This is a genomic window from Enterobacter sp. BIDMC 27, from assembly GCF_000534415.1.
In the GTDB taxonomy this organism is placed as follows: Bacteria; Pseudomonadota; Gammaproteobacteria; order Enterobacterales; family Enterobacteriaceae; genus Enterobacter; species Enterobacter hormaechei_C.
Genome location: NZ_KI973178.1, coordinates 3,221,003 through 3,247,250, shown reverse-complemented (window position 1 = coordinate 3,247,250; position 26,248 = coordinate 3,221,003). Strand labels below are relative to the sequence as shown.

The 26,248-nt window shown below is 57.5% G+C and carries 25 protein-coding genes; 14 read left to right on the top strand and 11 right to left on the bottom strand.

What is annotated here, in order from left to right; all coding sequences use genetic code 11:
* Positions 1 to 120 precede the first annotated feature (120 nt).
* On the bottom strand, positions 121 to 642 hold the full coding sequence (locus L463_RS07385; RefSeq protein ID WP_023296661.1) for a VOC family protein: 522 nt from the start codon (positions 640 to 642) through the stop codon (positions 121 to 123).
* A 51-nt stretch (positions 643 to 693) separates the two neighbouring features.
* Positions 694 to 1,545 (bottom strand): Vmh family MBL fold metallo-hydrolase, encoded by an 852-nt coding sequence (locus L463_RS07390; protein ID WP_023296660.1) that lies wholly within the window; start codon positions 1,543 to 1,545, stop codon positions 694 to 696.
* Positions 1,546 to 1,656: 111 nt separating this feature from the next.
* On the opposite strand from L463_RS07390, the gene L463_RS07395 reads away from it, so the two are divergent.
* Both L463_RS07395 and L463_RS07400 read left to right on the top strand, forming a co-directional pair.
* The gene (locus L463_RS07395) at positions 1,657 to 2,544 is read left to right on the top strand and encodes a LysR family transcriptional regulator (RefSeq protein ID WP_023303768.1); all 888 of its coding nucleotides are present in this window, start codon (positions 1,657 to 1,659) and stop codon (positions 2,542 to 2,544) included.
* A gap of 69 nt (positions 2,545 to 2,613) precedes the next feature.
* On the top strand, positions 2,614 to 3,042 hold the full coding sequence (locus L463_RS07400; RefSeq protein WP_003857069.1) for an OsmC family protein: 429 nt from the start codon (positions 2,614 to 2,616) through the stop codon (positions 3,040 to 3,042).
* A gap of 23 nt (positions 3,043 to 3,065) precedes the next feature.
* On the opposite strand, the gene L463_RS07405 is transcribed toward L463_RS07400, so the two are convergent.
* Complete coding sequence (locus L463_RS07405; RefSeq protein WP_023296658.1) at positions 3,066 to 3,971, bottom strand: LysR family transcriptional regulator; 906 nt, start codon at positions 3,969 to 3,971, stop codon at positions 3,066 to 3,068.
* Positions 3,972 to 4,108: 137 nt separating this feature from the next.
* On the opposite strand from L463_RS07405, the gene L463_RS07410 reads away from it, so the two are divergent.
* Entirely contained in the window at positions 4,109 to 4,858 is a 750-nt protein-coding gene (locus L463_RS07410) for an SDR family oxidoreductase (protein WP_032102988.1), read from the top strand.
* Here the strand turns inward: L463_RS07410 and L463_RS07415 are convergent.
* The 7 genes from L463_RS07415 to L463_RS07445 are packed head-to-tail and all read right to left on the bottom strand — an operon-like array spanning position 4,855 to position 11,683.
* On the bottom strand, positions 4,855 to 5,781 hold the full coding sequence (locus tag L463_RS07415) for an oligopeptide/dipeptide ABC transporter ATP-binding protein (protein ID WP_015570491.1): 927 nt from the start codon (positions 5,779 to 5,781) through the stop codon (positions 4,855 to 4,857). The genes L463_RS07410 and L463_RS07415 overlap by 4 nt on opposite strands.
* Complete coding sequence (locus L463_RS07420; protein ID WP_032673221.1) at positions 5,774 to 6,760, bottom strand: ABC transporter ATP-binding protein; 987 nt, start codon at positions 6,758 to 6,760, stop codon at positions 5,774 to 5,776. Before L463_RS07420 ends, L463_RS07415 begins: the two co-directional genes overlap by 8 nt.
* Positions 6,757 to 7,653 (bottom strand): D,D-dipeptide ABC transporter permease, encoded by an 897-nt coding sequence (gene ddpC, locus L463_RS07425; protein ID WP_006810694.1) that lies wholly within the window; start codon positions 7,651 to 7,653, stop codon positions 6,757 to 6,759. Before ddpC ends, L463_RS07420 begins: the two co-directional genes overlap by 4 nt.
* The gene (locus tag L463_RS07430) at positions 7,650 to 8,672 is read right to left on the bottom strand and encodes an ABC transporter permease (protein ID WP_003857077.1); all 1,023 of its coding nucleotides are present in this window, start codon (positions 8,670 to 8,672) and stop codon (positions 7,650 to 7,652) included. The genes ddpC and L463_RS07430 overlap by 4 nt, the downstream gene beginning before the upstream one ends.
* Before the next feature lie 23 nt (positions 8,673 to 8,695).
* Positions 8,696 to 10,228 carry an ABC transporter substrate-binding protein gene (locus tag L463_RS07435; protein ID WP_015570494.1) on the bottom strand — a complete coding sequence of 511 codons (1,533 nt, stop codon included), beginning with the start codon at positions 10,226 to 10,228 and terminating at the stop codon, positions 8,696 to 8,698.
* A gap of 15 nt (positions 10,229 to 10,243) precedes the next feature.
* A complete protein-coding gene (gene ddpX, locus L463_RS07440) occupies positions 10,244 to 10,816 on the bottom strand; it encodes a D-alanyl-D-alanine dipeptidase (RefSeq protein ID WP_015570495.1) in 573 nt (190 codons plus the stop codon).
* Positions 10,817 to 10,828: 12 nt separating this feature from the next.
* Entirely contained in the window at positions 10,829 to 11,683 is an 855-nt protein-coding gene (locus L463_RS07445) for a MurR/RpiR family transcriptional regulator (protein WP_003857080.1), read from the bottom strand.
* Positions 11,684 to 11,950: 267 nt separating this feature from the next.
* On the opposite strand from L463_RS07445, the gene L463_RS07450 reads away from it, so the two are divergent.
* The 11 genes from L463_RS07450 to dsbG all read left to right on the top strand — a co-directional run bounded on the left by L463_RS07450 (position 11,951) and on the right by dsbG (position 24,917).
* Positions 11,951 to 13,426 (top strand): alpha/beta hydrolase, encoded by a 1,476-nt coding sequence (locus tag L463_RS07450; RefSeq protein WP_032102990.1) that lies wholly within the window; start codon positions 11,951 to 11,953, stop codon positions 13,424 to 13,426.
* Between the two features lie 87 nt (positions 13,427 to 13,513).
* Entirely contained in the window at positions 13,514 to 14,725 is a 1,212-nt protein-coding gene (locus tag L463_RS07455) for a diguanylate phosphodiesterase (protein ID WP_032673220.1), read from the top strand.
* Between the two features lie 88 nt (positions 14,726 to 14,813).
* Positions 14,814 to 15,710 carry an aminoimidazole riboside kinase gene (locus L463_RS07460; protein ID WP_032102994.1) on the top strand — a complete coding sequence of 299 codons (897 nt, stop codon included), beginning with the start codon at positions 14,814 to 14,816 and terminating at the stop codon, positions 15,708 to 15,710.
* Positions 15,711 to 15,881: 171 nt separating this feature from the next.
* Entirely contained in the window at positions 15,882 to 17,399 is a 1,518-nt protein-coding gene (locus L463_RS07465; protein WP_023303760.1) for a carbohydrate porin, read from the top strand.
* A gap of 66 nt (positions 17,400 to 17,465) precedes the next feature.
* A complete protein-coding gene (locus L463_RS07470) occupies positions 17,466 to 18,836 on the top strand; it encodes a sucrose-specific PTS transporter subunit IIBC (RefSeq protein WP_003857085.1) in 1,371 nt (456 codons plus the stop codon).
* Complete coding sequence (locus L463_RS07475; protein WP_032102996.1) at positions 18,836 to 20,242, top strand: sucrose-6-phosphate hydrolase; 1,407 nt, start codon at positions 18,836 to 18,838, stop codon at positions 20,240 to 20,242. The genes L463_RS07470 and L463_RS07475 overlap by 1 nt, the downstream gene beginning before the upstream one ends.
* A 28-nt stretch (positions 20,243 to 20,270) precedes the next feature.
* On the top strand, positions 20,271 to 21,287 hold the full coding sequence (locus L463_RS07480) for a LacI family DNA-binding transcriptional regulator (RefSeq protein ID WP_017693400.1): 1,017 nt from the start codon (positions 20,271 to 20,273) through the stop codon (positions 21,285 to 21,287).
* A 95-nt stretch (positions 21,288 to 21,382) separates the two neighbouring features.
* On the top strand, positions 21,383 to 22,933 hold the full coding sequence (locus L463_RS07485; protein ID WP_017382326.1) for a methyl-accepting chemotaxis protein: 1,551 nt from the start codon (positions 21,383 to 21,385) through the stop codon (positions 22,931 to 22,933).
* Positions 22,934 to 23,122: 189 nt separating this feature from the next.
* Positions 23,123 to 23,536, top strand: a complete 414-nt coding sequence (locus tag L463_RS07490; protein ID WP_015570500.1) for a hypothetical protein — start codon at positions 23,123 to 23,125, stop codon at positions 23,534 to 23,536.
* 5 nt (positions 23,537 to 23,541) lie between these two features.
* Complete coding sequence (locus L463_RS07495; RefSeq protein WP_023296645.1) at positions 23,542 to 24,099, top strand: RNA polymerase sigma factor; 558 nt, start codon at positions 23,542 to 23,544, stop codon at positions 24,097 to 24,099.
* A 41-nt stretch (positions 24,100 to 24,140) separates the two neighbouring features.
* The gene (gene dsbG, locus L463_RS07500; protein ID WP_017382328.1) at positions 24,141 to 24,917 is read left to right on the top strand and encodes a thiol:disulfide interchange protein DsbG; all 777 of its coding nucleotides are present in this window, start codon (positions 24,141 to 24,143) and stop codon (positions 24,915 to 24,917) included.
* A 38-nt stretch (positions 24,918 to 24,955) separates the two neighbouring features.
* Here dsbG and L463_RS07505 read toward each other — a convergent pair whose 3' ends face one another.
* The gene (locus tag L463_RS07505; RefSeq protein ID WP_017693403.1) at positions 24,956 to 26,245 is read right to left on the bottom strand and encodes a glycoside hydrolase family 10-like protein; all 1,290 of its coding nucleotides are present in this window, start codon (positions 26,243 to 26,245) and stop codon (positions 24,956 to 24,958) included.
* Positions 26,246 to 26,248: the final 3 nt, after the last annotated feature.

Here is a 26,248-nt window from a genome sequence, read left to right as displayed (position 1 = left end):
GTTTAATGTTACGGCGTGCAAAATCGTAATTCGCATTCAGATTGGCAAATATTTTTGCCGTTGTGGTTCAGATTCGTCCTGGAAATAAAAATATCATCTCCCGTAGCACAGAAATAAAATTTAGGGTTTCCAGCGGCGTAAATTTGTCGTTTTTTCATAAGGCATGGGCGTCGGCCAGCAGATCAATTCCACAATGCTGCCCCAGGGTGTTTGCCCATAGCAGAAAGCATTCCCTTCACCTTTTTCATCCGGAAATGTAAGCGGCTTTGGCGCGGTAAACATCTCCCCGCCAGCAGCGGTGAAAGCGGCTATCGCCTTATCAAAATCATCAACATAGACAGCAAAATGCTGGAGGCCAAAGTCGCTGGCGCGGGCGGGCATTCCCTGTTCAGGACCATGCATTTCGAAAAGTTCTATGCCGGGTCCATGGGGCATAACAAGCATGCGGATGGCGTGAATTTTTGTGCCGGGAAATAATTTTAAGGTGTGCTGCTGGGCGGGCTGATCAATATTATCGGTTTGCGCATCGACAGAATGATATAAAACCTGGGCGTCGAAAGCGCGTTCAAAAAATAGGGTGGCTTTTTCAATGTCGGGCACCGTAATACCGATATGGTCGATGCCCCTTACTGAAGATGGCATAGTTAACTCCTGCTATAAAAAATTTAAATATAGCAGGAGATAATCAGGCTATTACCACTTCATTTCGCCGGTATTCACTTTGGCACTCAGTTCCAGCGAACTGGCTTCCGCCAGATTCGGCCACTGTTTTTTCATTGTGTTGATGACGCCGGTTGACGCTTTATCTGCCGTGAGGGCCTGTTCAAACTGCTGTAGATAGCGACGGGTAAAGTCGATAGCGCCGGTACCTGCTGGCGGTGTCCCCAGGTAGTGGCCCGGAATAACGTGTTCGGGCTTAAGGGCTGCCATGCTATCCAGCGTCTGCTGCCACTGTTTGCGGCTTTCCGGCGTTTGGGTATCTGCCGTCCAGACGTGAATGCCCCATGAGACGCCCGTGCCGCCGAGGATGGTTTTTGCGGATGGGATCCAGACATACGCCGCATAGCTCTCAGGCTCTTCAATATTCACTCTCTCACCGTCAATCATAAAGGTGGTTGAGGCAAGCACTTGCGGCACGTAGAGCTGCGTCGGCGCGCCGTCTTTCATCTGTGGCCCCCAGAAGGCGAGCTTCGCGTCTTTTGTGGCCTTGATATGGTCCACCACCTGTTGCGTGGCGACAACTTTGGCATTAGGGAAGGCTTTCACCAGCGGTTGCAGGCCGAAATAGAAATCCGGATCGCCGGAAGTGATCACGATTTTGTTCAGCGTTTTACCGCTGTGGCGAATTTTTTCTACCAGCGCTTCGCCATCTTTCACGCTGAACTGGGCGTCAAACAGTACCGCCTCTTTCGGGCCAGACACCAGGGTGGAAGAAACGGCAAAAATGCCTTTTTCCTGCGGGTTGTACGTATCAACGGTCAACGGCGCGGCAAAGACGGCCGGAGTGAAAAGGGTTGTCAGCAAAGCAAGGCGGGCGATGGTCATGGTCATCTCTCTGTTCTTCAGGAAAGTCTCTATTGTACGGATCTCTTCATTTGCCAGAATTCCTGAAACAGGAGATGCTTAGTTTCATAAATCGAGCAAATGGAGGTCAAAATGGATCGCGTTATTGCCGCCCAGGTGTACAACCGCATCTGTGAGCTGGGGAGTTTAAGCGCGGCGGCGCGGGCGCTGGGGATCTCCCGTCCGATGGTGAGCCGTTATCTGGAGCAGATGGAGAAGTGGGCCGGGGCGCGGCTGGTGAACCGCTCCACCCGCAAGCTGACGCTGACGGCGGCGGGAGAGAAGGTCCTGCAAAAGACGCGTACGCTCTCGCAAATTTCTCAGGAAATTGAAGATCAGTCAGTGAAGGATTTACCCTCAGGTACGCTTCGCGTCGCCTGCGCGCATTTCACCGCGATGCAGATTATCGCTCCGGTGCTGCCCGATCTGTTGCAGCGTTACCCTCAGCTGCGCATTGAGCTGGATGTTAATAACCATCCGGTAAGCCTGGTGGGCGAGCGAATTGACGTGGCGATCCGCATCACCGATAACCCCGAACCGGGCATGATCGCCCGCCGACTGGGAGAGTGTCGGTCCGTACTTTGCGCTTCGCCGCACTACCTTGCCAGCCGGGGCGTTCCAGAGCAGCTGGAGGACTTAGCACGGCACAACTGCCTGCATTACAGCTTTTTTGCCGGTCAGTCGTGGCGTTTTTTGACGCCCGAAGGGGAGCCGATCACGACGGCGGTCAGCGGCAATCTCAGCGCCAGCATCTCGTCACTGCTGATGGAGGCTGCGATAAACCACTGTGGTATTGCCATGCTGCCCGAGCGCGAGGCCGACGCGGCGCTAAGGCAGGGCAGCCTGGTGCCGGTGCTCAGCGCCTTTACGCCAAAACCAATCGGTATTTTTGGTATTTATCAGTCGCGAGACTATCAGCCTGCGGCGCAGCGTGTGTTCCTCGACGCGCTGGCAAACCACCTTGCCACGCGCTCGGACTAATCTGTCTTCCCTGCAAAATGGATTATGCGTCCTATACTTATCCCTTTGTAAGCCAAAAGGAGAGCAAGAATGACGATTCATAAGCACGGTTCAGCACACTGGTCTGGCGACATCAAACGCGGCAAAGGGACGGTCTCAACAGAAAGTGGCGTCCTTAACCAGCAACCTTACGGCTTTAACACCCGCTTCGAGGGCGAAAAAGGGACCAACCCGGAAGAGCTGATTGGCGCAGCGCACGCGGCCTGTTTCTCTATGGCCCTGTCGCTAATGTTGGGCGAAGCGGGTTATACCGCCGATTCCATCGATACCACGGCGGATGTCTCGCTGGATAAAACCGACAGTGGTTTTGCCATCAGCAAAGTGGCGCTGCAAAGCAAGGTGACGGTCCCGGGTATCGATCCGCAGCAGTTTGACGGCATTATTCAGAAAGCGAAGGCGGGTTGTCCGGTGTCGCAGCTGTTGAAAGCCGAAATCACGCTGGATTACAAACTGAACTGATATCTGGCCGGGCAAATGCCCGGCTAACCTTTCACCGCCGCAGGGAAGACCTCGGCAAGCCACGCAATAAACACTCTCAGGCGATGTGTTAAATGCCGACTCTGTGGATAGACTACGTGAAAAGGATACGCCTTAGGACGCCAGTCGCTCAGGACCTCTACCAGCGCGCCCGTTTCCAGATGCGTTCTCGCAGCATAGCCAAACGTCTGAATAATCCCTAAACCCGCCAGCGCCGCGGCCAGGTGTGCGTTGCTTTCATTGACTCCAAGATGGTGCGGAACGCTGATCTCCAGCGGTTCACCCCGATCGAGGAACCGAAACGGGAATGCGCGTCCGGTAACGGGGGAAAGGTAGCTAATCAGCTTATGGCCGTTGCGCAGCTCCTGCGGATAGGCAGGGATGCCGTGAGTCTTAAGATAGCCCGGCGTCGCGCAGGCTATCATCCGGGCGTCACCGATATGCCGGGCGATAAGCGAAGAGTCATCCAGCGGGCCGCCGCGGATCACGCAGTCTACGTTTCCACTGATTAAGTCTACCGGACGGTCGGCTACCCCCAGGTTGATGCGCAGGTCCGGGTAGCGCTGAAAAAAATCCGGCAGCAGGGGGATCAACACGTCCCGGGCGGTTGACCCCCCCACGTCGATACGCAAATGGCCTTTAGGCGTGCAGCACGATGCGCGAAAGGCGGTATCAATGTCCTCTATATCAATTAATACCCGCAGCGCTTTCTCGTAGTATTCCATGCCTTCTGCCGTCGTGACCACCCGGCGCGTAGTACGATGCAGCAGCCGTGTTTCCAGGTGCGCTTCAAGTGATTTTACCAGCTTACTCAGCGTAGCTATCGGCATGTTCAGGGAGTCTGCCGCTCGGGTAAAGCTTCCGGATTCAACCACCCGCGTAAAGGCGCGCATTGCCATTAGCTGATCCACACAGATCTCCTCTGATTATTTCCTGCTGTGAAAATTCATTTTCATTTTTGCCCGTTTATCACGAATCCCGCAAGATCTAAAGTCTGCCTGACGCGGGCAAACGCTCCTCTTTTACATCACAACAGAAGGTTATGAGTATGAATACAACGCTTGCAGGAAAAATCGCTCTGGTGACCGGCGGCAGCACCGGTATTGGTCTCGCAACGGCACAGGAGCTGGCGGCGCAGGGAGCGAAGGTCTATATCACCGGACGTCGTCAGGCCGAACTGGATGCTGCGCGGGCAGACATTGGCGCCGCGGCGGTAGCTATCCGCGCGGACGTCTCCAGAATGGCCGATCTGGATGCGGTTTACGCGCAGATTGCTAAAGAAGAGGGACAACTCGATATTCTGTTCGCCAACGCCGGGGGCGGCGACATGCTGCCGCTGGGCGCCATCACCGAGGAGCAGTTTGACCGGATTTTTGCCACCAACGTGCGCGGCGTGCTGTTTACCGTCCAGAAAGCGCTGCCGCTGCTCTCCTCTGGTTCATCCATTATCCTCACCGGATCGACGGTTTCAATTAAGGGGACGGCGAATTTTAGCGTCTACAGCGCCAGTAAAGCCGCCGTGCGTAACTTTGCCCGCTCCTGGGCGCTGGACTTACAGGGCCGCGGGATACGCGTCAACGTCGTCAGCCCTGGCCCCGTGAAAACGCCCGGTCTTGGCGATCTGGTTCCCGAAGAACAGCGTCAGGGATTATACGATGCGCTGGCGGCCCAGGTGCCGCTGGGTCGCCTGGGCGCGCCGGGCGAAGTCGGAAAAGCCGTGGCGTTTCTGGCGTCCGATGCCGCCAGCTTTATAAACGCCACGGAGCTGTTTGTCGATGGCGGGATGGCGCAAATCTAGCGGTTACGCCAGCAGCGTACGCTTCGGTCTCCGGCTGCGGGCTGAAGCGGCTGCGGCCGTTCGCATCCTTCAGCTGCCAGCGGGCAGCGGTCGCGGAAGTAGCAGCCATCGGGCAGGCGGCGATTACCGGGGAGATCGGTTTTGCGTAATGCCAGATCTTCGTCCAGCGGTTCTCCGGTACGGGGAACGGAGTCAAGCAGCAGCTGCGTATACGGATGCCGTGGCTTGCCCAGCACCTGGTCCGCCGGACCCAGCTCCACGATCTGCCCCAGATACATTACCGCCACCCGGTCGCTCATGTGCCGGACCACCGAGACGTTGTGCGAGATCAGCACGTAGGTCAGATTTCGCTGCTGTTGCAGGGCAACCAGCAAATTGAGGATCTGCGCCTGGACGGAAATATCCAGCGCGCTGGTGGGTTCATCCAGCACGATGATGTCCGGATCCGAAGAGAGCGCCCGGGCAATAGCGATGCGCTGGCGCTGTCCACCCGAAAACGCATGCGGCAGGCGGTCAAGATATTCCGCCCGAATGCCCACCTGCTGCGCCAGCGTCTCAGCCAGCTGACGACGCTCCCGTTCGCTGCGGCGTTGCTGTATCCACACCGGCTCGGTGATGATGCGCCAGACGGGTAAACGCGGATCGAGGGACGAGAGTGGGTCCTGAAATACCATCTGCATACCACCTGCCGCATTCGCGCGCTGACAGGCACCGGTACTCGGTTTGAGCATGCCCATCAGCAGCTGCGCCAGCGTGCTCTTTCCGCAACCAGATTCCCCCACAACGCCCAGCGTTTCGCCGCGATGGATCCGGAGATCCATGCCGTTGAGGGCGTGTACCTGCTCCGTCACACGCCCCAGCCAGTTTTTGCGCGCAGGAAAATTCACATGCACGCTATCCAGTTCCAGCAGTACCTCAGACATGGCGTGTCTCCTGTTGTGGGTACCAGCAGGCAGCCTGCTGGCCTTCTGCGCCCGTGGAAATTAAGCGCGGCGTTTCGCTGCATTTCGCTCCGGCAGCAAAACAGCGCTCGCGAAAAGCACATCCGCGCGGGAGGTGGCTGAGGTTAGGCACCGTGCCGGGAATGGCCGGAAGGATCTCGCGCGGTTCACCATTTTCCGGGGCACACCGCAGCAGGCCAATCGAATAGGGGTGTACAGGATGGTGGATCAAAGTCTGCGTGATGCCGCTTTCGATCACGCTGCCCGCGTACATAACGTACATCCGGTCACAAAGCTGCGATACCACCGCCATATCGTGACTGATAAACAGCACCGACGTCCCGCTGGCGCGCGCTTTGTGTTTCAGCAGACGCAGCACCTGACGCTGAACGGTCACGTCCAGCGCGGTGGTCGGCTCATCGGCAATGATCAGCTCCGGCTCGCAGGAGAAGGCAAGGGCGATCATCACCCGCTGGCGCATGCCGCCAGAAAGCTCAAACGGATAGCGATCCATCACCTGCGCCGCATCCGGGATTTGCATCTCGCCCAGCAGGGCGATCGCCTTCTGCTGCGTGTCGCGACGGGAAAGCGACTGATGCTGGCGGATCACCTCCACCATCTGCCTGCCAATCCGGCGCGTGGGGTTGAGCGCCGTCATCGGTTCCTGAAAAATCATCGCCACCCTGGCGCCGCGCCACTGACGAAGCTGTTTTTCCGACGCATTCAGGACATCTTCCCCGAGCAGCGTGACCCGGCCATGGTGAACATGGTAACTGCCTTCCGGCAGCAGGCGCATCGCCAGCATTGCAGTGACCGATTTTCCCGAGCCAGACTCGCCCACCACGCCGACAATTTCACCCCGGCCAATCTCCAGCGAAACGTGATTGAGCGCGTGGACGTCACCGCGAAAAATGGGGAAGCTCAGGTGCAAATCTTCAATTGATAATACGGAATCACTCATGACTGCTTCCCTCCTGATTTGGGATCCAGCAGGTCGCGAAGACCATCGCCAAACAGATTAAACCCAACTGCCGTGATCAGAATTGCCGCCCCCGGAAACGCGCAGTACCACCACTGGTCAAGCACGTAGTTACGCCCCACGGCCACCATCGCGCCCCATTCGGCGGTGGGTTGCTGCGCGCCTAATCCAATAAAGCCCAGCGTGGCGGCCATCAGAATGGCGCTGCCGATATCCAGCGATGCTTGAACGATCAGCGGCGGCAGGGCGTTACGCAGGATATGCCAGCTGATCAGGTGCCAGCGCGATGCGCCAAAGGTGCGGGCGGCCTGTACGTAGGTGAACTGGCGCACCACCAGCGTTTGCCCGCGTGCCAGCCGCACGTAAAACGGAATGCGTACAATCGCAATCGCCAGCATTGCGTTAAACAGGCTTGGGCCGAGCGCGGCGGCCAGCGCCATCGTCAGCACCAGCGAGGGGATGGAGAGCATAATGTCCATGATACGCATAATGATGGCGTCGCCGCGCCCGCCGAGTACGCCGGACAAACAGCCGAGCAGAGAACCGATGCCGCCCGCAATCACCACCACCGCCAGCCCCGCCGTGATGGACTGCTGGCTGCCCACCAGCACGCGACTGAACAGATCCCGGCCTACCTCATCGGTGCCAAACCAGTGCTGGGCTGAAGGCGCCTGCAATCGCGCGGTCAGATCCAGCGCGTTCGGATCGTGCGGGACTATCCACGGCGAGACCACCATCATCAGCAGCATCACGATCATAATCACCCCGCCGATCAGCGTGAGCGGGCTTTTGCGTAACATCCAGAACAGCTTTGCCCAGTTGATGCGCTGTTTGGCGGTGCTGACGGGGACGGGCGTTTCCTGAGTTAACATCATTCGGCACCTCCGCGCCCGATTCGCGGGTCGATCCACAGATACAGCAGATCCACCACCAGATTGACGAAGACATAGGCCAGCGATACCACGACCGCGAAGCCCATGACGGCAGGGAAGTCCAGCGCCTGAATGGAGGTCACCACCCAGGCTCCCATTCCCGGCCAGGCAAACACGGTTTCGGTAAGGACTGCCCCATACAGCAGATCGCCCAGCGCCAGCCCGAGCACGGTAATGGAGGGGATCATGGCGTTGGGTAAGGCGTAGCGCAGCACGATGTACCAGCCCGGCAACCCGCTCGCGCGGGCGGTACGAATATAATCCTCGCTCAGTTGCTCCAGCATCGCGGAACGCACCTGACGCGCCACAATACCCAGATGCACAAAGGCCAGGGTCAGGGAGGGTAGAATCAGGTGCTGTAGGGCGTTGAAAAACACCTCGCCGTTGCCTTCCAGCAGGGCGTCCAGCAGATAAAAGCCGGTAACGTGGGCAGGCGGATCGAGCCAGTCGTCCAGCCTGCCGCCGCCGGGCAGAATTTGCAGTTGCCCGTAGAACAGAACGATTACCCCCAGTCCCAGCCAGAAGGCAGGCGTCGAGATGCCCGTCATCGCCATCAGTCGCACCAGGTGATCCAGCCAGCGGTTACGGTACACCGCCGATAAAATGCCCAGCGGTACGCCAATCACCAGCGCCAGCAGCAAAGAGCAGAAGGCCAGCTCCAGCGTGGCGGGGAAAAAGGCTTTCAAATCTTCCGCAACGGGGCGACCGGTACGAATGGAGGTGCCCAGATCGCCGTGCGCCAGCGCCTCTACATAGCGGCCAAACTGAATATAGAGCGGTTGATCCAGCCCCAGCTGCTGGCGGATGCCCTGCACGATTTCATCGCTGGCGCGGTCACCGGCCAGCAGGCGGGCCGGATCGCCGGGGATCAGGTGTGAAATAATAAAAGTAATAATACAGACACCGGCCACCACCAGGATTAACCCCCAGCAGCGCTGGCGCACGATGCTCCAGAACGTCATACACTTCCCCCCGGCGTGGGCCGTTACTTACTCATGGTGGCGATGTTAAAGACCTGCTCAAGCATCGGATTAAAGGTGAAGCCTTTGACCTCTTTGTTCATCGCCAGCTGGTAGTTCTTCTGGAACAGATAAACGTAAGCCGCCTCGTCAATCACCACTTTCTGCGCCTGCTGGTAATCTTTGGTGCGTTCCGCCTGATCGGTGGTTTTCAGTGCCGCCTGCAACAATGCATCGACCTCTTTGTTCTCATAGAATGAGCGGTTACCCGGCAGCCCTTTTTTGTCCGATTCGAACCAGTAGTTCATGAACATGTACGGGTCAGCGAAGTCCGGGCTCCAGTTACCAATCGCAATGTCATAATCACCTTTGCCGACGCGGTCGCGCATGGTGGCGTTCGCCAGTTTCTCGAGCTTGACGTTAATCCCCAGCTTGCCCAGGCTCGCCTGCGTGGAGAGGGCGATAGGCTCCCAGTTCGGGTCGTTATCGGAGTAGAGGAACGTCAGGCTGGCCGGTTTATCGTTGACTTTCTCCAGCGCCGCTTTGGCCTTAGCCTCGTCAAAGCTGTACTGCATGGCGTTCGTATCGAAGCCCCACATGCCCTCCGGGATCGGGCCGCGCATCTGCTTGCCGTTCCCGCTGAGAATGCCTTTCACCATCCCCTGATAATCGGTGGCCCAGGAGACCGCGCGGCGCAAATCCACCTGATTCATCGGAGGCTTACTGTTGTTCAGATAGAGGTAGGTCACCCGCAGGGACGGGTATTCCGCCACGGCCACTTTGCCTTCCTGCTTCAGAGCGGCAAGCTGATCCACCGGCAGGGCGTCGGCGATATCCAGATCGCCACGGGAAAGTTGCAGGCGACGCGAGGCGCTTTCACCGATAATCTTCACCGAGACGCGCTTGAAGTGCGGCTTTTCACCCGGCCAGTGTGGGTTGGGCACCATCACCAGCTGCTGACCTTTCCGCCAGCTTTTCAGCATAAACGGTCCGGAACCCGCGGTGTTTTGCGCCAGGAAACCGCGCGCGTCGTCGGCGGCATTGGCTTTCAGGACCGCCGGGTTGACGATCGACGCGCCGTCATTGGCCAGCGTGTAGAGGAACGGGGCGAACGGCTGGCTGAGTGTGAATTTCACCGTATGCTCATCCACCGCGTCCACTTTCAAATCTTTCGGGAACGCTTCGGAAGGTCCCTGATTAATTTTCAGCAGACGTTCAAACGACAGCTTGACCGCTTCGGCGGTCACCGGCGTGCCGTCCGAAAATTTTGCATTATCTGCCAGGGTGAACGTCCACTCTTTCTGGTCGTCAGACGCCTTCCAGCCCGTCGACAGATCGCCTTCCACCTCCGTGGTGCCAGGCTTGTATTTCACCAGACGCTGGTACGAGGGGTAGGTCACCGTCCAGTCGTTGTTATCGATAGTGACCGCCGGATCCAGCGTTTGCGGATCGGCAGCTTTCCCAATCACCAGCATATCTTTTGGCACCGCCGCCAGCGCGAGAGGGGCGCTCAGGGCGAGCGTAGCGGCAATCAGGGTTGTAAGCAGCGTAGTTTTCATGGCCGGGCTCCAGAATTAGAGTGAGTATGTGGTCGGATAACAGGCGAACTGGTCATCTAACAGCGGGTAGCTGGCGGCGTTCGGCAGTTCGAAATGCCACCACTCGCTGCTGATGCCCACAAAACCGCCGCCGTACATCACGGCGTTCAGGAGCAGACGATTTCGCTGCGCCTCGGGCGGAACGGAAGGGTGCCAGGCATGAGAACGGTCGTGCATTTCGTCAAACCCGGCGCCCATATCCAGCACGTTGTCGTGTTCATCCATCAGCGTGACGTCAATGGCGGTGCCCCGGCTGTGGTTAGAGCCAATTGCGACATCCACCACGTATTCCGGATTGGGGCAGGCATCCCAGAGTTGCGACTGCGCCTGCTGGGGGCGGTAGGCGTCGTAAACCACCAGCTTCAGACCGGCCAGCGCGGCGATGCTGATCGCTTTCGCCAGCGCGGTGGCGGCATCCGTATGCAACAGGCACGCGGCGTGCTGGTAGATCGGGCGGCCAGTGATGTTATCGGCGGTCGCGTATTTCAGATCGATATGCAGCGTGGGAAAGGTTTTCGCCACATCAATCAGTTGACTCTCTTCAGGCATAGCTCCGCTCCTTTAGCGTTCAAATTGACCAAACTCTTGCTGTAGTTGTCGGTTGATTGCCAGACGTTCCGGCAGCGCATCGCCCAGCGCCTCCACAACGCCCGACAGCAGCAGGTTGAAGAGACAGCTCACCGGTGCCAGCGAATCCCAGAAATGGCCGGTATCGGTCTTCACCTGGAGTAAATCAATCGGATAATCCCGCGCCCACGGGCACCAGATATCGGTGATCAGCGCCATCGCCAGGCCTTTTTCGCTCGCCACGCGGCAGTACTGGCGGGCAATGGCGGAGTAGGCGCGGGTATCCGTCAGCACGATATACGGGTTCGCAAAGCCGGAGTTAAGCGACTCCACCCAGCTACCGGAGAGCCCTTCGGAATAGCTCACCCGCGGGCGCAGGTACTCCAGATGGCTGAAGAACGCATTGGCGATCCCGCGCGTGGACTGGATCCCCAGCACGAAGACGGCGTCGGCATGGGTAAGTTGCTGGACCACCTGCCTGAACGTTTCGCTTTGCGCCAGCTGATAAACATGGGCAATGGCGTCCACCTCCAGCGACAGGGAGTGCTGTAGGCGATCCGACAGCGGCTGTTGCTGCTTCCAGGAGTCGAGACGCTCGTTAATGCCCCAGGGCTGGTGGGGATCGCGCAGGCTTTTTTTGGCGTCGTCCAGGTTGCGATAGCCCAGCTTGCGCAGAAAGCGTCCGACGGTGATCCCGCTGGTGGCCGTGGCCAGCGCCACGCTCTCTGCCGTTTCAAAGGGGATCTGCCCGACGTGCGCCAGCATCCAGCTTGCCACCCGCTTTTCGCTCGGGGTGAGCTGGCTAAAGGTCGCTTCGATACGGCTCAACACCTCAGGTTTGGTCGTCATACCGCCTCGCTGTTAACTGGCTGTCAAAGGCCGGGTTTCTGTTACCAGATTAACAATGCAGGACGCGTGCCATGTTCACATTGCGGCGAAAACGCGCTGTGCAGCAAAGTTAATGCAATATTTGTTTAACAGATGCTCAACATTTGTGCAGCGTAGTTCACTTTTGGTGCAGTGTCCGGCCTGAGCGGTATCTATTTGGTGAATACGTCAGCCTCTTCACATTTTTTGGTAAGATGAACGCTCTGTGGATAAGGGAGGGAGCCTAACATGGCGAATTTGCCCTGGCGGGTCAGCGTGCGCCTGATGGCTCTCGCAAAAAAAATAGCGATGGTCATCGGGATCATTGTGCTCGTGCTGCTGGCGGTGCGGGTTTATCTTTCGCAGCAGGGGCCGGCCCTGCATCACTGGCACACCTGGCGGGCTGACGAAATGTCCGTGCAGGAGATGGATAACGCGACCTTCGCAGCGTATGTCGCGCGGGAAAACGTCATCTTCACCGCTCTCGACGCTGAGGTGACGGCGAATGTCACACCCGCAGAGCGCACGCCGCTGAACCGTTATTACCGCCAGAGCCTGGTGTGGCCAGGACACTTTTCCCCGGATGCAAATCGGTCGTTCGTGCTGATGCCCGCCGGAAAGCCGCGCGGGTCGGTGGTATTGCTGCACGGTCTGACGGACTCGCCCTACAGCGTCAGGCATCTGGCAGAGAATTATCAACAGCACGGCTTTGTGGCCGTAGTGCCTCGTTTGCCCGGACACGGCACGGCGCCGGGCGCGCTGACAGACGTTGACTGGGAGGCTTGGCTGGCCGCATCACGCCTTGCGGTTCGTGAAGCGACACGCCTGACGGGGAACGATCTTCCCCTGCATCTGGTGGGCTATTCCAACGGCGGGGCGCTGGCGATGAAATACGCCCTCGACGCTCTTGATGCGCCTGAACTGCGTAAACCTCAGCAGATCGTTTTGCTCTCACCGATGATTGGCGTCACGGCGTTTGCGCGCTTTGCCGGATTCGCCGGGCTACCGGCCATGTTACCGGCGTTTGCCAAAGCCGCGTGGCTCAACATTTCGCCGGAATATAATCCTTATAAATACAATTCGTTCCCGGTGAATGCAGCACGTCAGTCCTGGCTGCTTACCCAGGCGCTGCATGAGCAGATAAACCGCGATGTTCATGATCACAAACTGGCGCAGCTTCCGCCGGTGCTGGCGTTTCAGTCGGTCATGGATTCAACGGTCAGTACCCGCGCCGTGGTCAGCGGGCTGTTTGACCAGCTTCCGGCAAACGGCAGCGAACTGGTAGTTTTTGATATCAACCAGGCCGGGAGTTTCCGTCCACTGTTCAGGCCATCATCCTGGACGGCGGTGGCTGACCTGCTGCCCGAGGCAAAAAGGCGTTACAGTGTCACAATTGTGACCAATGCCAGCCCCGACAGGTTTGATATGGTGGCAAAGACGACGCCAGCGGGTAGCACCCGGGAAACGGTGATGCCGCTGTCTGTCGCGTATCCGCAGGAGGTTTATTCCCTGTCGCATGTTGCTATTCCGTTCCCGCCTGATGACGATCTGTATGGCCGCCATCCTGAGGTGAAAAACCACTACGGTATCAGCCTGGGGACGATAGCCCTGTGGGGAGAAACATCGGTTCTGAGCGTTGGCAAAGATGCGCTGATGCGCGTGACGTCGAATCCGTTCTACGATTATATGCAGACGCGGATCGACAGCCGTATCGGGGAGAATTAAGCCCAACGTGGAATAGATTAGGTCACACCGGGGAACTGTGTTAAACAGTACCGTTCAGGCGTATACCCCATACCGGACCCCGTTTCTGTGCTGACAACTCTTATTTATCGAAGCCAGCTGAGCTTAACCTGCACCTCCGCAGCGTTAAGCGCGCTGGTTGAACAGGCCAGGATCCGTAACACGGAGCAGGGCATCTCAGGCATTCTTCTCTCCCGTGGACGTGACGTTCTGCAAATTCTCGAAGGCACGGAACAGCGCGTCGTCGCGCTTTTTAACACCATCCGTGCGGATGACCGGCATACCGGCGTGGTGGAGCTGATGCGCGATTACGGCCCGCGCAGATGTTTCGAAGACGTGGGAATGCTGCTGTTTGACCTGGATGTTCAGACCCCGAAAGCGGTTCTGGCGTCGGTTCTGCATTACAGCAAGCTGGAAAGCTATCTGACTTCTGAGGATCGGGTCTTCAAATTTATTCAGACCTTTATCACCGGCAAAACCGCTATCCCACCCGCTTCGGACTATGAGCCTGATAAATGGACGCTTTCGCGAGAGCGCGCGCCGTTTGGTAAAGGGTTAGGTCTGCTGGCGGGACAGCCCTGCCAGTTTGCGCTGCAACCCATTGTCGAGCCGTCCGAAGGCAAAATCAGTTCTCTCGAAGCGCTTATACGCGGAAACGACGGCGGCAGCCCGGAGCATTTCTTCCGTAGTCTCGATCGTGAACAGATTTACGAAGTCGACCTGCAAACCAAAGCCTGGACCTTTGCGCTGGCGCAAAAGCTCGGCATCGGCAGCCACAAACTGGCGGTGAACCTGCTGCCAATGTCGCTGGTTAACGTGCCGGGCGCGGTAGAGTTCCTGGTAACGCAGATCAAAAAGCACAATCTACAGCCAGAGCAGGTGATCATTGAAGTCACTGAGAACGAGATGATCTCTGGCTTCAACCAGTTTAACAGCGCCATTAAACAGCTGCGCGCGGAAGGGGTTGGGCTGGCGATAGATGATTTTGGTTCCGGCTATGCTGGTCTTTCACTGCTCACCCGGTTTCAGCCGGATAAGCTCAAAATCGACAGAGAGATCGTCAGCGATATCCACCTGAGCGGGCCCAAGCAGGCGATTGTGAAGTCGATAATCAGCTGCTGCACCGATCTGGAGATTACGCTGGTCGCAGAAGGCATTGAGAAGATAGAAGAGTGGTGCTGGCTTGAATCCGCCGGTATTCGCCGCTTCCAGGGCTTTTTGTTCGCCCGCCCGCAGCTCAATGGCGTGGGTGATATTCACTGGCCCCATCGGGTGGGTTAAGCAAATTTTCCCTCGCCATATTTCCCCGACACCCTGCCTGTGCTTAAATAGCTAAACCGGTTTAACATGATTTAGCTAAGAAGGTGATATGGAGACGATCTGGGTACTTGGCGATGCAGTGGTGGATCTGTTGCCCGACGGAGAGGGCAAACTGCTGCAATGTCCTGGCGGCGCACCGGCCAACGTTGCGGTAGGGGTAGCGCGTCTGGGCGGCAGAAGCGCCTTTATAGGCCGGGTGGGCGACGACCCCTTCGGGCGTTTTATGCAAAAAACGCTTGCGGATGAGCAGGTTAATACAGAATGGCTGCGCCTGGACCCGCAGCATCGCACCTCCACGGTGGTGGTGGATCTCGATAACGACGGTGAACGTTCCTTTACCTTTATGGTTCGCCCGAGCGCTGATTTATTCCTCGACTCTGCCGATCTCCCGCCATTCCGCGCCGGGGAGTGGCTGCACGTCTGCTCTATCGCGCTCAGCGCCGAACCCAGCCGTTCCGCGACGTTTCAGGCGATGGCCGCGATCAAACAGGCGAGGGGATTCGTCAGCTTTGACCCCAATATCCGCGCCGATCTCTGGCACGATGAAGTCGAGCTGCGTCAGTGTCTTGAGCGGGCATTAGCCTGTGCAGATGTGGTGAAAATCTCGGTGGAAGAACTGGCGTTCTTAACCGGAAATGCGCAGGTCCATGAGGGGCTGGCGGCGCTGATGCGCACCTGTCCGGCCAGGCTGGTGCTGGTGACGCAGGGAAAAGAGGGCGTCACCGCCTGGCAGAAAGGTGCGTTGACGCACTATCCTGCATCACCCGTGGAATGCATTGATACCACCGGCGCGGGGGATGCTTTCGTCGCCGGACTGCTGTTCGGTCTGGCTCGTGATGGCCAGGCCCGTCTCTCAGAGGTCATCACGCTGGCGCAGCGCTGTGGGGCGCTGGCGACAACCGCAAAAGGGGCAATGACCGCGCTGCCTTATCATCACGAACTGTAATTCACCTCTCCAGGCCTCCGGTCGGCGGCCTGAATTGTCGCCTCGATCACACTTACTAAAACGGTTTAGCAAAAAACGTTGCCGATTCAAAATTCAACGGTTTAGTATCATCAGCCTAAACCGGTTTAGCAATTTAGCACTTTCACCGATAGTTATTAGGGATGCGACAAAATGTATAAAAAACGCAGACTTGCCGTGATGATAGGCATGCTGGCCGGGAGTACCTCTGTTTTTGCCCAGACGGATATGACACGTATCGAAGCGCGCCTGGCAGCGCTGGAGCAGCGTTTGCAGGAGGCGGAAACCCGCGCGCAGGTTGCTGAAAAGCGCGCAACGGCAGCGGAACAGAAAACACAGCAGCTGGTGGCTGCGCAGCAGGAAGCGCAGACCTCCACACAGGCGGTGGCGCAACGTACTACGGTGCTGGAAGAAAAAGCCGACCGGACAGGCGGTTTTGAATTTCACGGTTACGCCCGTTCCGGCCTGCTGATGAACGACGCGGCCTCCAGCAGCAAAAGCGGCCCTTATCTTACGCCCGCCGGGGAAACCGGCGGGGCCATCGGGCGTCTGGGGAACGAAGCGGATACCTACGTTGAGCTGAATGTTGAGCACAAACAGACGCTGGAGAACGGTGCGACGACGCGCTTTAAGGCGATGCTGGCCGACGGTCAGAAAACCTATAACGACTGGTCGGCAGACAGCAGCGACCTGAACATTCGTCAGGCCTTTGCCGAGCTGGGCAATTTGCCGGACTTTACCGGTGCGCTGAAGGGCAGTACCTTCTGGGCGGGTAAGCGTTTTGACCGCGACAACTTCGACATTCACTGGCTGGATTCCGACGTGGTGTTTCTCGCCGGGACCGGCGGCGGCGTCTACGACGTGAAGTGGAACGATACGCTGCGCAGTAACTTCTCCCTTTATGGCCGTAACTTCGGCAGCGAAGAGGAGATCGACAACAACGTTCAGAACTACATCCTCAGCATGAATCACTTCGCCGGGCCGGTGCAGATGATGGTCAGCGGCTTACGGGCAAAAGATAATGACGACCGTAAGGACAGCAACGGCGATCCGATTAAAACCGACGCGGCCAATAACGGGGTACATGCGCTGGTTGGTCTGCATAACGAGAGCTTCTACGGCCTGCGGGAAGGTTCCGCCAAAACGGCGCTGCTTTACGGCCACGGTCTGGGCGCCGAGGTGAAAAGCATTGGTTCAGACGGCGCGCTGCTGTCAGAAGCCGATACCTGGCGTTTTGCAAGTTACGGTGTCACGCCGCTGGGCGGTGGCTGGCACATTGCGCCCGCCGTGCTGGCGCAAAGCAGTAAGGACCGCTACGTGAAGGGCGACAGCTATGAGTGGGTCACGCTCAATACGCGTCTGATCAAAGAGGTGACCCAGAATTTCGCCCTCGCGTTCGAAGGCAGCTATCAGTACATGGATTTAAGCCCGGAAGGCTACAAGGATCGCAATGCGGTTAACGGTAGCTTCTACAAGCTGACCTTCGCCCCGACGTTAAAGGCGGGCAAAATTGGCGATTTCTTCAGCCGTCCGGAGCTGCGCCTGTTCGCCACCTGGATGGACTGGAGCAGCAAGCTGGATAACTACGCCAGCGATGACGCCTTTGGCAGCAGCGGCTTCAACGCGGGCGGGGAATGGAACTTTGGGGTGCAGATGGAAACCTGGTTTTAACCCTTCACGCTCCCGCATCGCGGGGGCGTTTCGAACACCATAAAAAGAGGTCAGGAAGAGGTATCTATGGATTTTAATCATATTGCGCGCGAGCTTATTCCGCTGCTCGGTGGCAAAGAGAACATTGCCAGCGCGGCACATTGCGCCACGCGCCTTCGTCTGGTGCTGGTCGATGATGCGCTTGCCGACCAGCAGGCTATCGGCAAGGTTGAAGGCGTGAAAGGCTGTTTTCGAAACGCCGGGCAGATGCAGGTGATCTTCGGCACCGGGGTGGTGAATAAGGTTTACGCCGCGTTTATTCAGGCGGCAGGGATTAGCGAGTCCAGTAAATCGGAAGCGGCGGATATTGCGGCCCGCAAGCTGAACCCATTCCAGCGTATCGCGCGTCTGCTCTCCAACATCTTCGTGCCGATTATCCCGGCGATCGTGGCCTCGGGTCTGCTGATGGGCCTGCTGGGGATGGTTAAAACCTACGGCTGGGTTAATCCGGATAACGCGCTCTATATCATGCTGGATATGTGCAGCTCGGCGGCGTTTATTATTCTGCCGATCCTGATTGGCTTCACCGCCGCGCGGGAGTTTGGCGGCAACCCGTATCTGGGGGCAACGCTCGGCGGCATCCTGACTCATCCGGCGCTGACCAACGCCTGGGGCGTAGCGTCCGGCTTCCACACCATGAACTTCTTCGGTCTTGAAATCGCCATGATTGGCTATCAGGGAACCGTCTTCCCGGTGCTGCTGGCGGTGTGGTTTATGAGCATTGTGGAAAAACAGCTGCGCCGGGCGATCCCGGATGCGTTAGATCTGATCCTGACGCCGTTCCTGACCGTCATTATCTCCGGCTTCATTGCGCTGTTGATTATTGGCCCGGCGGGACGCGCGCTGGGCGACGGGATCTCCTTCATTCTTAGCACCCTGATTGCCCACGCGGGCTGGCTGGCCGGGCTGCTGTTTGGTGGGCTTTATTCGGTGATTGTCATTACCGGCATTCACCACAGCTTCCACGCCATTGAGGCCGGGCTGCTGGGTAATCCGTCGATTGGCGTTAACTTCCTGCTGCCGATCTGGGCGATGGCGAACGTGGCGCAGGGCGGGGCGTGTCTGGCGGTGTGGTTCAAAACCCGCGATGCCAAAATCAAAGCCATTACCTTACCGTCGGCGTTTTCCGCGATGCTGGGCATCACCGAAGCGGCAATTTTTGGCATCAACCTGCGTTTTGTGAAGCCGTTTATCGCGGCGCTGATCGGTGGTGCGGCGGGCGGTGCCTGGGTGGTCTCGGTGCATGTCTACATGACCGCCGTTGGCCTGACGGCGCTTCCCGGCATGGCGATTGTCCAGGCCAGCTCGCTGCTCAACTATATAATCGGCATGGTGATTGCCTTTGGCGTGGCGTTCACCGTCTCTCTGCTGCTGAAATATAAAACGGACTCTGAATAATGACCTTATCTTCCCGCTGGCCTGCCGTGTTGCAGGCCGTTATGCAAGGCCAGCCGCGTGCGCTGGCGGACAGCCACTATCCGCAGTGGCATCCCGCACCGGTGACAGGGCTGATGAACGATCCGAACGGGTTTATCTGGTTTGCCGGGCGCTACCATCTGTTTTATCAGTGGAACCCGCTGGGCTGCGATCATCGCTACAAGTGTTGGGGGCACTGGAGCTCAGCAGATCTGGTGCACTGGCAGCACGAGCCAATGGCGCTGATGCCTGACGAAGAGTATGACCGCAATGGCTGTTACTCCGGCAGCGCCGTGGATAACAACGGCGTGCTGACCCTGTGCTATACCGGCAACGTTAAGTTTGACGATGGCGGCCGCACCGCCTGGCAGTGTCTGGCGGTGCAAAATGACGATGGCACGTTTGCCAAACTGGGACCGGTGTTGCCCCTGCCGGACGGGTACACCGGGCACGTCCGCGATCCGAAAGTATGGTGGCATGACGGGCTGTGGTACATGGTGCTCGGCGCGCAGGATCGACAGCAGCGCGGCAAGGTGCTGCTGTTTACGTCAGCCGATTTACACACCTGGGCGTCATGCGGCGAAATCGCCGGTCACGGCGTCAACGGACTCACGGACGCGGGCTATATGTGGGAGTGCCCGGATCTGTTTGAGCTTGATGGCACACACGTCTTGATCTGCTGCCCGCAGGGGCTGGCGCGCGAACCGCATCGCTATCTCAACACCTATCCGGCCGTCTGGATGAGTGGGGCATTTGATTATCAAACGCCTGCATTTGCGCACGGCGAGCTGCATGAGCTTGACGCCGGTTTCGAATTTTACGCGCCGCAAACCACGGTGGCAGAAGATGGCCGCCGCATCCTCATCGGCTGGATGGGCGTGCCGGACGGCGAAGAGATGCTCCAGCCTACGCGGGCGCACGGCTGGATCCACCAGATGACCTGTCCTCGCGAGCTGCGCTACCGCGACGGTAAGCTCTGGCAAACCCCGGTTCGTGAGCTGGAAACGCTGCGCGAGGATGAACATCACTGGCAGGGACGCGCCAGCGATGCCCCGGTGCTGGCGGGAGCGCGTCTTGAGTTCGAACTGAGCGCATCGAGCGTGAACGTGGATTTTGCCGGCGCGTTGCGGCTGATTGTGGATGATGAGGGGATCCGCCTGGAACGCGCCAGTCTGAAAACCACAGACACGCTGACCCGCTACTGGCAGGGCAATGTTCATCATTTACGCGTGCTGTGCGACTGTTCCAGTGTCGAAATTTTCATCAATCACGGTGAAGGCGTCATGAGCAGCCGCTATTTTCCTGACCATCCGGCCCAGGTACGCTTCGAAGGTGCGTCCGATATCACATTACGCTACTGGTCGCTGCGCAGCTGCATGATAGAATAGAGTTTTTGGCAGCCGGATCTAAGTCGTTGTGAGAAAAACAAAACGCGTCACCATTAAAGATATCGCGGAGCTCGCGGGGGTATCAAAAGCCACCGCCAGCCTGGTTCTGAACGGCCGCAGCAAAGAGCTTCGGGTGGCGGAGGAGACACGCGAGCGTGTGCTGGCGATTGCCAAAGAACATCATTATCAGCCCAGCATTCACGCCCGTTCGCTGCGGGACAACCGCAGCCACACCATTGGTCTGGTGGTGCCGGAAATCACCAACTACGGGTTTGCCGTTTTTTCTCATGAGCTGGAGACCCTCTGCCGCGAGGCGGGTGTTCAGCTGCTGATCTCCTGTAGCGATGAAAATCCCGGCCAGGAGACGGTGGTGGTCAATAACATGGTGGCCCGCCAGGTGGACGGGCTGATTGTCGCCTCCAGCATGCTCAACGACGCGGACTATCAAAAGCTGAGCGAACAGTTGCCCGTTGTGCTTTTTGATCGTCATATGAACGACAGTTCTCTGCCGCTGGTTCTCACCGATTCAATTACCCCAACCGCCACACTGGTGGCCGACATCGCGCGCCAGCATCCGGATGAGTTCTACTTCCTCGGCGGTCAGCCGCGGCTTTCCCCGACGCGTGACCGTCTTGAAGGGTTTAAGCAGGGGCTGCGTGACGCTGGCGTCGAGTTACGTCCGGAGTGGATCATTCATGGTAATTACCATCCGAGCTCCGGCTACGAAATGTTTGCCGAGCTTTGCGCACGCCTGGGCCGCCCGCCAAAAGCCCTTTTTACCGCCGCCTGCGGTCTGCTGGAAGGGGTGTTGCGCTATATGGGGCAACATAATCTGCTGCAAAGCGATATGCGTCTGGCCAGCTTTGACGATCACTATCTCTATGATTCTCTGACCATTCCTGTCGATACCGTTCGTCAGGATAACCGCCAGCTCGCCTGGCACTGCTTTGATCTGATTGGCAAACTGATTGAAGGGGAAACGCCGGAGCCGATCCAGCGTAAGCTGGATGCCACCCTGCAACGGCGATACAAGGCCGTAGAGTGACAGGGTAACGTCTGAGGGTGACATCAATAACTTTAATTAATTAAAGATTGGATTCAGCCGATAACCAAAGGGAAATTATATCCCTGAGGTGTGTTATGTCGTTGAAAAAATCATCCCTGATTATCCTGTTTTCCCTGCTTTTCTTCTTTGTGGCCAGCACTATCACCAGCGTTGGGCTCATCATTAAAAGTAATACTTCGCTGGATAATGTGAACAAAGAAATTCAGGTGGTTCTGTCCATTATTGATCCCATTAACCACAGCCGAACCCTGCGGGTCAGGGTTATGGAGTATGTGAAAATGGTGGAAGCGGGGGACGCTACCGATCTGTCTGCGAAACTGGCCTCGGTTAAAGAGGCGCTGACCAAAGCCGATAGTGCATTTTCGGCGTTTATGGCCTCGCCGCGTTTGCCGGACGAAGCCCCGCTGGTCACTGCCTACCAGGAGGCGTGGCAAAACTACCGTAACCAGGGACTGGCGCCTCTCATCGCCGCTGCCGCCGCTCACGATGTGTCGCGGTTCAACGCTCTTATTCCCGTGGTGTCTCGACTCGATCGCCAATATGAAATTGTGCTCGATCAGGTTCTCTCCGTTCACCAGAAGTACGCCAAAACGCTGAACGAGGATGCGAGCCATAATTTCGTGTCGGGTCTGGTTATTATCGCCTGCATTGCGGTGCTGTTCGTGGTGGTGATCTTCGCCGTCAGCCTGCTGATGAAACGCGTGGTCTTTGCGCCGGTGAACCTGGCGCGCGAGCACTGTCGCCAGATTGCGGCCGGGAAGCTGGACGTACCGGTACCGATCAAGCGTGATTCCGGGAATGAAATCGATCACCTGATGTCCTCGATGGAGCAGATGCGCCAGGCGCTGCTCTCCACCATTTCTCAGGTGCGCGATGCCAGCCACACTGTGACGCATGCGGCGCAGGAAATTGCCTCCGGCAATATCGACCTGGCCTCCCGTACCGAGCAACAGGCTTCGGCCCTGACCCAGACGGCCGCCAGCATGGAAGAGCTGAGCGCGACGGTGGCGAATAACACCGACAACGTTTTCCAGGCCGGTAAGCTGGTGCAGGATGCCGTGAAAAATGCCCATACCGGTGAAGCGGTAACCCGTGAAGTCATCGAAACGATGAATACTATCGCGTCCAATTCGAAGCGTATTGAGGACATCACCAGCGTCATCAACAGCATTGCTTTCCAGACTAATATTCTGGCGCTAAACGCGGCCGTTGAAGCGGCGCGTGCTGGCGCGCAGGGGCGAGGATTTGCCGTGGTAGCAAGTGAAGTGCGCACCCTGGCACAAAAAAGCGCGGTGGCGGCGAAAGATATCGAAAGCCTTATCGCCCAGTCTGTTTCCAGCGTGAAAAACGGTGCACAACTGGTGAATCGTTCGGGAGAGGTGATTGATTCTATTATCAGCTCTGTGAATAAAGTGCATACGCTGATGGAACAGATTTCGGTTGCCTCAGAAGAGCAGAGCCGCGGAATTGGTCAGGTTGGGCAGGCCGTAACGGAGATGGACGGTGTGACCCAGCAGAACGCGGCGCTGGTGCAGCAATCCGCCGCCGCCGCCGCCTCGCTGGAGGAGCAGGCGCAGCAGCTGTCCCAGAGTATCTCGAGCTTTAGTTTGCCTGCTACGGCGTGATGTTCAGAGAGGCTCCTGAGGGAGCCTTTTTAATGTCTGCATGTAGCCGCTGCACAATCTCCTTCAGCCATTACTGTTATCCGTACAAAGCCGCTATCACATAAATTTTATCTTTCCCCGGCAATATTTCTGTTCCTCATCCGTCTACCTCCTCAGAGACCATAATCATTCAACATAAACGAGGTACACATGAGAAATTTTGATATGCACGGAAAAGGTCACGGGCGTGGTTTGGGCCGCCATCGTATGGGTAAGGGCATCGTGATTGGCGCAGTCCTGTTCGTGGTACTTGGCCTGCTGGTCATGTCCCTGTGGAACGCGTTGCTCCCGGCCATCCTGGGGGTTAAAGCCATTGGCTTCTGGCAGGCGCTGGGGATCCTGCTGCTGAGCCGCATTCTTTTCGGTGGGCTGGGTTTCCGTCCTGGTATGTTCGGTGCGCACCGCCGTATGCACGAACAATGGATGAATATGAGCCCCGAACAACGTGAGGCCTTCATTCAGCAGCGTCGGGCGGGATTTGGGCGCCACGGTCATTGCCGGTGGCACGATGGCCGGGATGAAAAGCGAGATGATAACGGTGCGAAAGCGCCGGAAGCCGAGTGAGCGATATGAAAGCCGGTGAGGCGGGGGAATCATTACTGATCTCGGCACTCAATGCCTGCCGCGCGCGGCTAAAAGCCTTCATTCGCGGACGGACCGCGGTTCGTGATGATGTCGATGATATTCTTCAGGAAGTGACCTGGCAGTTGATGAAAGTGGAACAACCGGTCGAGAACGTCGCCGCCTGGCTGTTTCGCGCCGCACGAAATGAGATGATCGACCGGGCGCGAAAAAAGCACGAGGTTTCACTGCCGGGGTACCTGACAGCAGATGACGAAGACTTTCCTGAGCAGGAGATTGCAGAAACGTTATTCGGCGTACCGCAAACGCCGGAGGAAGAGTATCTCAACATGCTGCTATGGGAAGAGTTGGGGCAAGCCCTGTCGGAACTGCCGCCACCTCAGCGCGAGGTGTTTGAAAAAACGGAATTTGAGGGCTACAGCATGAAGATGCTGGCAGAGGAAACAGGCGACAGTGTGCAGGCGTTATTATCCCGCAAACACAAAGCCGTGCGATTTTTGCGTAGTCGCCTCAAGGATATTTATGAAGCGTTGACAGGGCAATAAACTTCGACCACTCTGAAAAACAATATTTTAAAGGGGTCGTTATGCTTCAACGGTTAGCAAAGAAAAAGGTGCTGTTACTCTCTGCTCTGATGGTTACAGGGCTGGTCAGGGCAGAGGAGTCGCTTCCGGATGTGGTGAAGCACTTCAGTGAACAGCAGGACATCAAAATCATCAAGAAAATTGACGCCCCCGGCGGCGCGCCAGCGTGGCTGGGGAAATATCAGGACATGGGCGTGACGCTCTTTCTGACCCCTGACGGAAAGCACGTCGTGTCTGGTTATCTTTATGATGAGAAGGGAACCAACCTCAGCGAGGCCTTTTTCCAGAAAGAGATCTACGCCCCGATGGGCCGCGAGATGTGGAAAAAGCTCAATGCGGCGCATCCCCTGAAAGAGGGCGCGGAGAGTGCCCCGCGCAAAGTCTTCGTCTTTGCCGACCCGTTCTGCCCGTACTGCAAGCAGTTCTGGGCTGAAGCGCAGCCGTGGGTGAAGGCTGGCAAGGTTCAGCTCAATACGCTGCTGGTTGCATTTCTTAACCCGAACAGCGGGCGTAACGCCTCCGCGATCCTGAATGCGAAAGATCCGGTGTCGGCCTGGAAAACGTACGAGCTGTCCGGCGGGAAAAAGCTGCCGAAACCTGAAGCTGCGGCTTCCCGGGAAACCGTTGAGATCCTGCAAAATCACCAGACGCTAATGGACAGTCTCGGCGCGAATGCCACACCGGCTATTTATTACCTGAATGAGCAAAACGAACTGCAACAGGTCGTGGGTATGCCAGACGCAAAACAGCTTGAGGCGATGTTCGGGCCGAAGCCGTAAAAGAAAGGCAGAAACAGAACGTTTCTGCCTTTTTTCAGTCAATTACCCCAGCGTCCCCGGAGGTAATTTACCGCCTCCTGCGTCTGCGGCTGGTTAAGATAGTCTTCACGGAACAGGATGGTGCCCTTAACGTCTGGCAGTGAATCGTTGAGGTCGAGCTGTTTTTTCAGCTCCGGTACGCCGCCGTTCACCGTCCAGTCCGGTTCGTTTCTGGAAGGCGCGCCCACTTTGTAGAACGCGATCCCGATATACAGGCGGGTATGGGTCGGTTTCACCACGTCAGCCCACCATTTTGTCAGCACATCGTAACGTGCCGCGTCGCGGGCGAAGGGCCAGTAGATCTGCGGCGCAATGTAATCCAGTAAACCCTGCTGTACCCATTTGCGCGTGTCAGCGTAGGATTCATCATAGGCTGCGGCACCGCGCGTGTCCGAGCCTGCCGGGTCGAAGGAGCGATTGCGCCAGACCCCCGCCGGGCTAACGCCAAATTCGACCTCAGGTTTAGCCTGCTTGATCGCCCTTGAAACCTGCACAATCAACTGCTGCGTATTGTGTCGACGCCAGTCCGCTTTTGACGCAAATCCTTCGCCATAGCGCCTGAAGGTCCAGGCATCATTCAGGGTGGACCCCGGCGTCTCGGTGTAAAAATAGTCATCGAACTGAACGCCGTCGACAGGGTAGTGATTTACCACTTCCATCACCACCTGGGTTATCCATTCCCGCACGTCGGGAATGCCCGGGTCGAGAACAAAACGATCCCCCGAGGTGCGGATCCACTCCGGATGCTGGACGTACACGCTGGAAGGATGAAGCGACGAGGTGCGGTTAAGCGCGGCGATGGTCGACGGCTTCGTGTTGGTGGAAACGCGGTACGGGTTAAACCAGGCATGAACCTTCATCCCGCGCTTGTGCGCTTCATCCAGCATAAACTGAAGCGGATCGTAACCGGGATCTTCCCCGATAGTCCCCGTCAGGGTATCTGACCACGGCAGTATTTTAGAGGCCCACAGCGCCGTACTGTCCGGTTTTACCTGAAAGAAGACGGTGTTGATCCCAAGTTTTTTCAGCTTATCGAGCTTGTCCGTCAGCGCCCGCTGTTGCTGGGCGATACGCTGGTCCGCGCTACGGCCATTCACCGATGACACGGGAGGCCAGTCGAGACGGGAGACGGTCGCCAGCCAGATCCCGCGCATGGGTTCGTTAGTCTGCTGTAGAGGTTTCGCCTGCGGCAGCGGGGTAACGAGTGATTTGGGTGGTTTGGAAGTGCAACTTACCAGTAAAAGCGCGCAGCCAAGCAGCGCGCCAGTCCGTTTTACGTGTCGCATCATTTG

Coding starts and splice junctions, on each gene's coding strand:
- ddpC (WP_006810694.1), bottom strand. CDS start 7,653: ATGATGTTAACTCAGGAAACGCCCGTCCCCGTCAGCACCGCCAAACAG.
- L463_RS07390 (WP_023296660.1), bottom strand. CDS start 1,545: ATGACCATCGCCCGCCTTGCTTTGCTGACAACCCTTTTCACTCCGGCC.
- L463_RS07415 (WP_015570491.1), bottom strand. CDS start 5,781: ATGTCTGAGGTACTGCTGGAACTGGATAGCGTGCATGTGAATTTTCCT.
- L463_RS07430 (WP_003857077.1), bottom strand. CDS start 8,672: ATGACGTTCTGGAGCATCGTGCGCCAGCGCTGCTGGGGGTTAATCCTG.
- dsbG (WP_017382328.1), top strand. CDS start 24,141: ATGCTTCAACGGTTAGCAAAGAAAAAGGTGCTGTTACTCTCTGCTCTG.
- L463_RS07505 (WP_017693403.1), bottom strand. CDS start 26,245: ATGATGCGACACGTAAAACGGACTGGCGCGCTGCTTGGCTGCGCGCTT.
- L463_RS07435 (WP_015570494.1), bottom strand. CDS start 10,228: ATGAAAACTACGCTGCTTACAACCCTGATTGCCGCTACGCTCGCCCTG.
- L463_RS07475 (WP_032102996.1), top strand. CDS start 18,836: ATGACCTTATCTTCCCGCTGGCCTGCCGTGTTGCAGGCCGTTATGCAA.
- L463_RS07420 (WP_032673221.1), bottom strand. CDS start 6,760: ATGAGTGATTCCGTATTATCAATTGAAGATTTGCACCTGAGCTTCCCC.
- L463_RS07450 (WP_032102990.1), top strand. CDS start 11,951: ATGGCGAATTTGCCCTGGCGGGTCAGCGTGCGCCTGATGGCTCTCGCA.
- ddpX (WP_015570495.1), bottom strand. CDS start 10,816: ATGCCTGAAGAGAGTCAACTGATTGATGTGGCGAAAACCTTTCCCACG.
- L463_RS07490 (WP_015570500.1), top strand. CDS start 23,123: ATGAGAAATTTTGATATGCACGGAAAAGGTCACGGGCGTGGTTTGGGC.
- L463_RS07410 (WP_032102988.1), top strand. CDS start 4,109: ATGAATACAACGCTTGCAGGAAAAATCGCTCTGGTGACCGGCGGCAGC.
- L463_RS07465 (WP_023303760.1), top strand. CDS start 15,882: ATGTATAAAAAACGCAGACTTGCCGTGATGATAGGCATGCTGGCCGGG.
- L463_RS07495 (WP_023296645.1), top strand. CDS start 23,542: ATGAAAGCCGGTGAGGCGGGGGAATCATTACTGATCTCGGCACTCAAT.
- L463_RS07385 (WP_023296661.1), bottom strand. CDS start 642: ATGCCATCTTCAGTAAGGGGCATCGACCATATCGGTATTACGGTGCCC.
- L463_RS07485 (WP_017382326.1), top strand. CDS start 21,383: ATGTCGTTGAAAAAATCATCCCTGATTATCCTGTTTTCCCTGCTTTTC.
- L463_RS07470 (WP_003857085.1), top strand. CDS start 17,466: ATGGATTTTAATCATATTGCGCGCGAGCTTATTCCGCTGCTCGGTGGC.
- L463_RS07445 (WP_003857080.1), bottom strand. CDS start 11,683: ATGACGACCAAACCTGAGGTGTTGAGCCGTATCGAAGCGACCTTTAGC.
- L463_RS07460 (WP_032102994.1), top strand. CDS start 14,814: ATGGAGACGATCTGGGTACTTGGCGATGCAGTGGTGGATCTGTTGCCC.
- L463_RS07395 (WP_023303768.1), top strand. CDS start 1,657: ATGGATCGCGTTATTGCCGCCCAGGTGTACAACCGCATCTGTGAGCTG.
- L463_RS07400 (WP_003857069.1), top strand. CDS start 2,614: ATGACGATTCATAAGCACGGTTCAGCACACTGGTCTGGCGACATCAAA.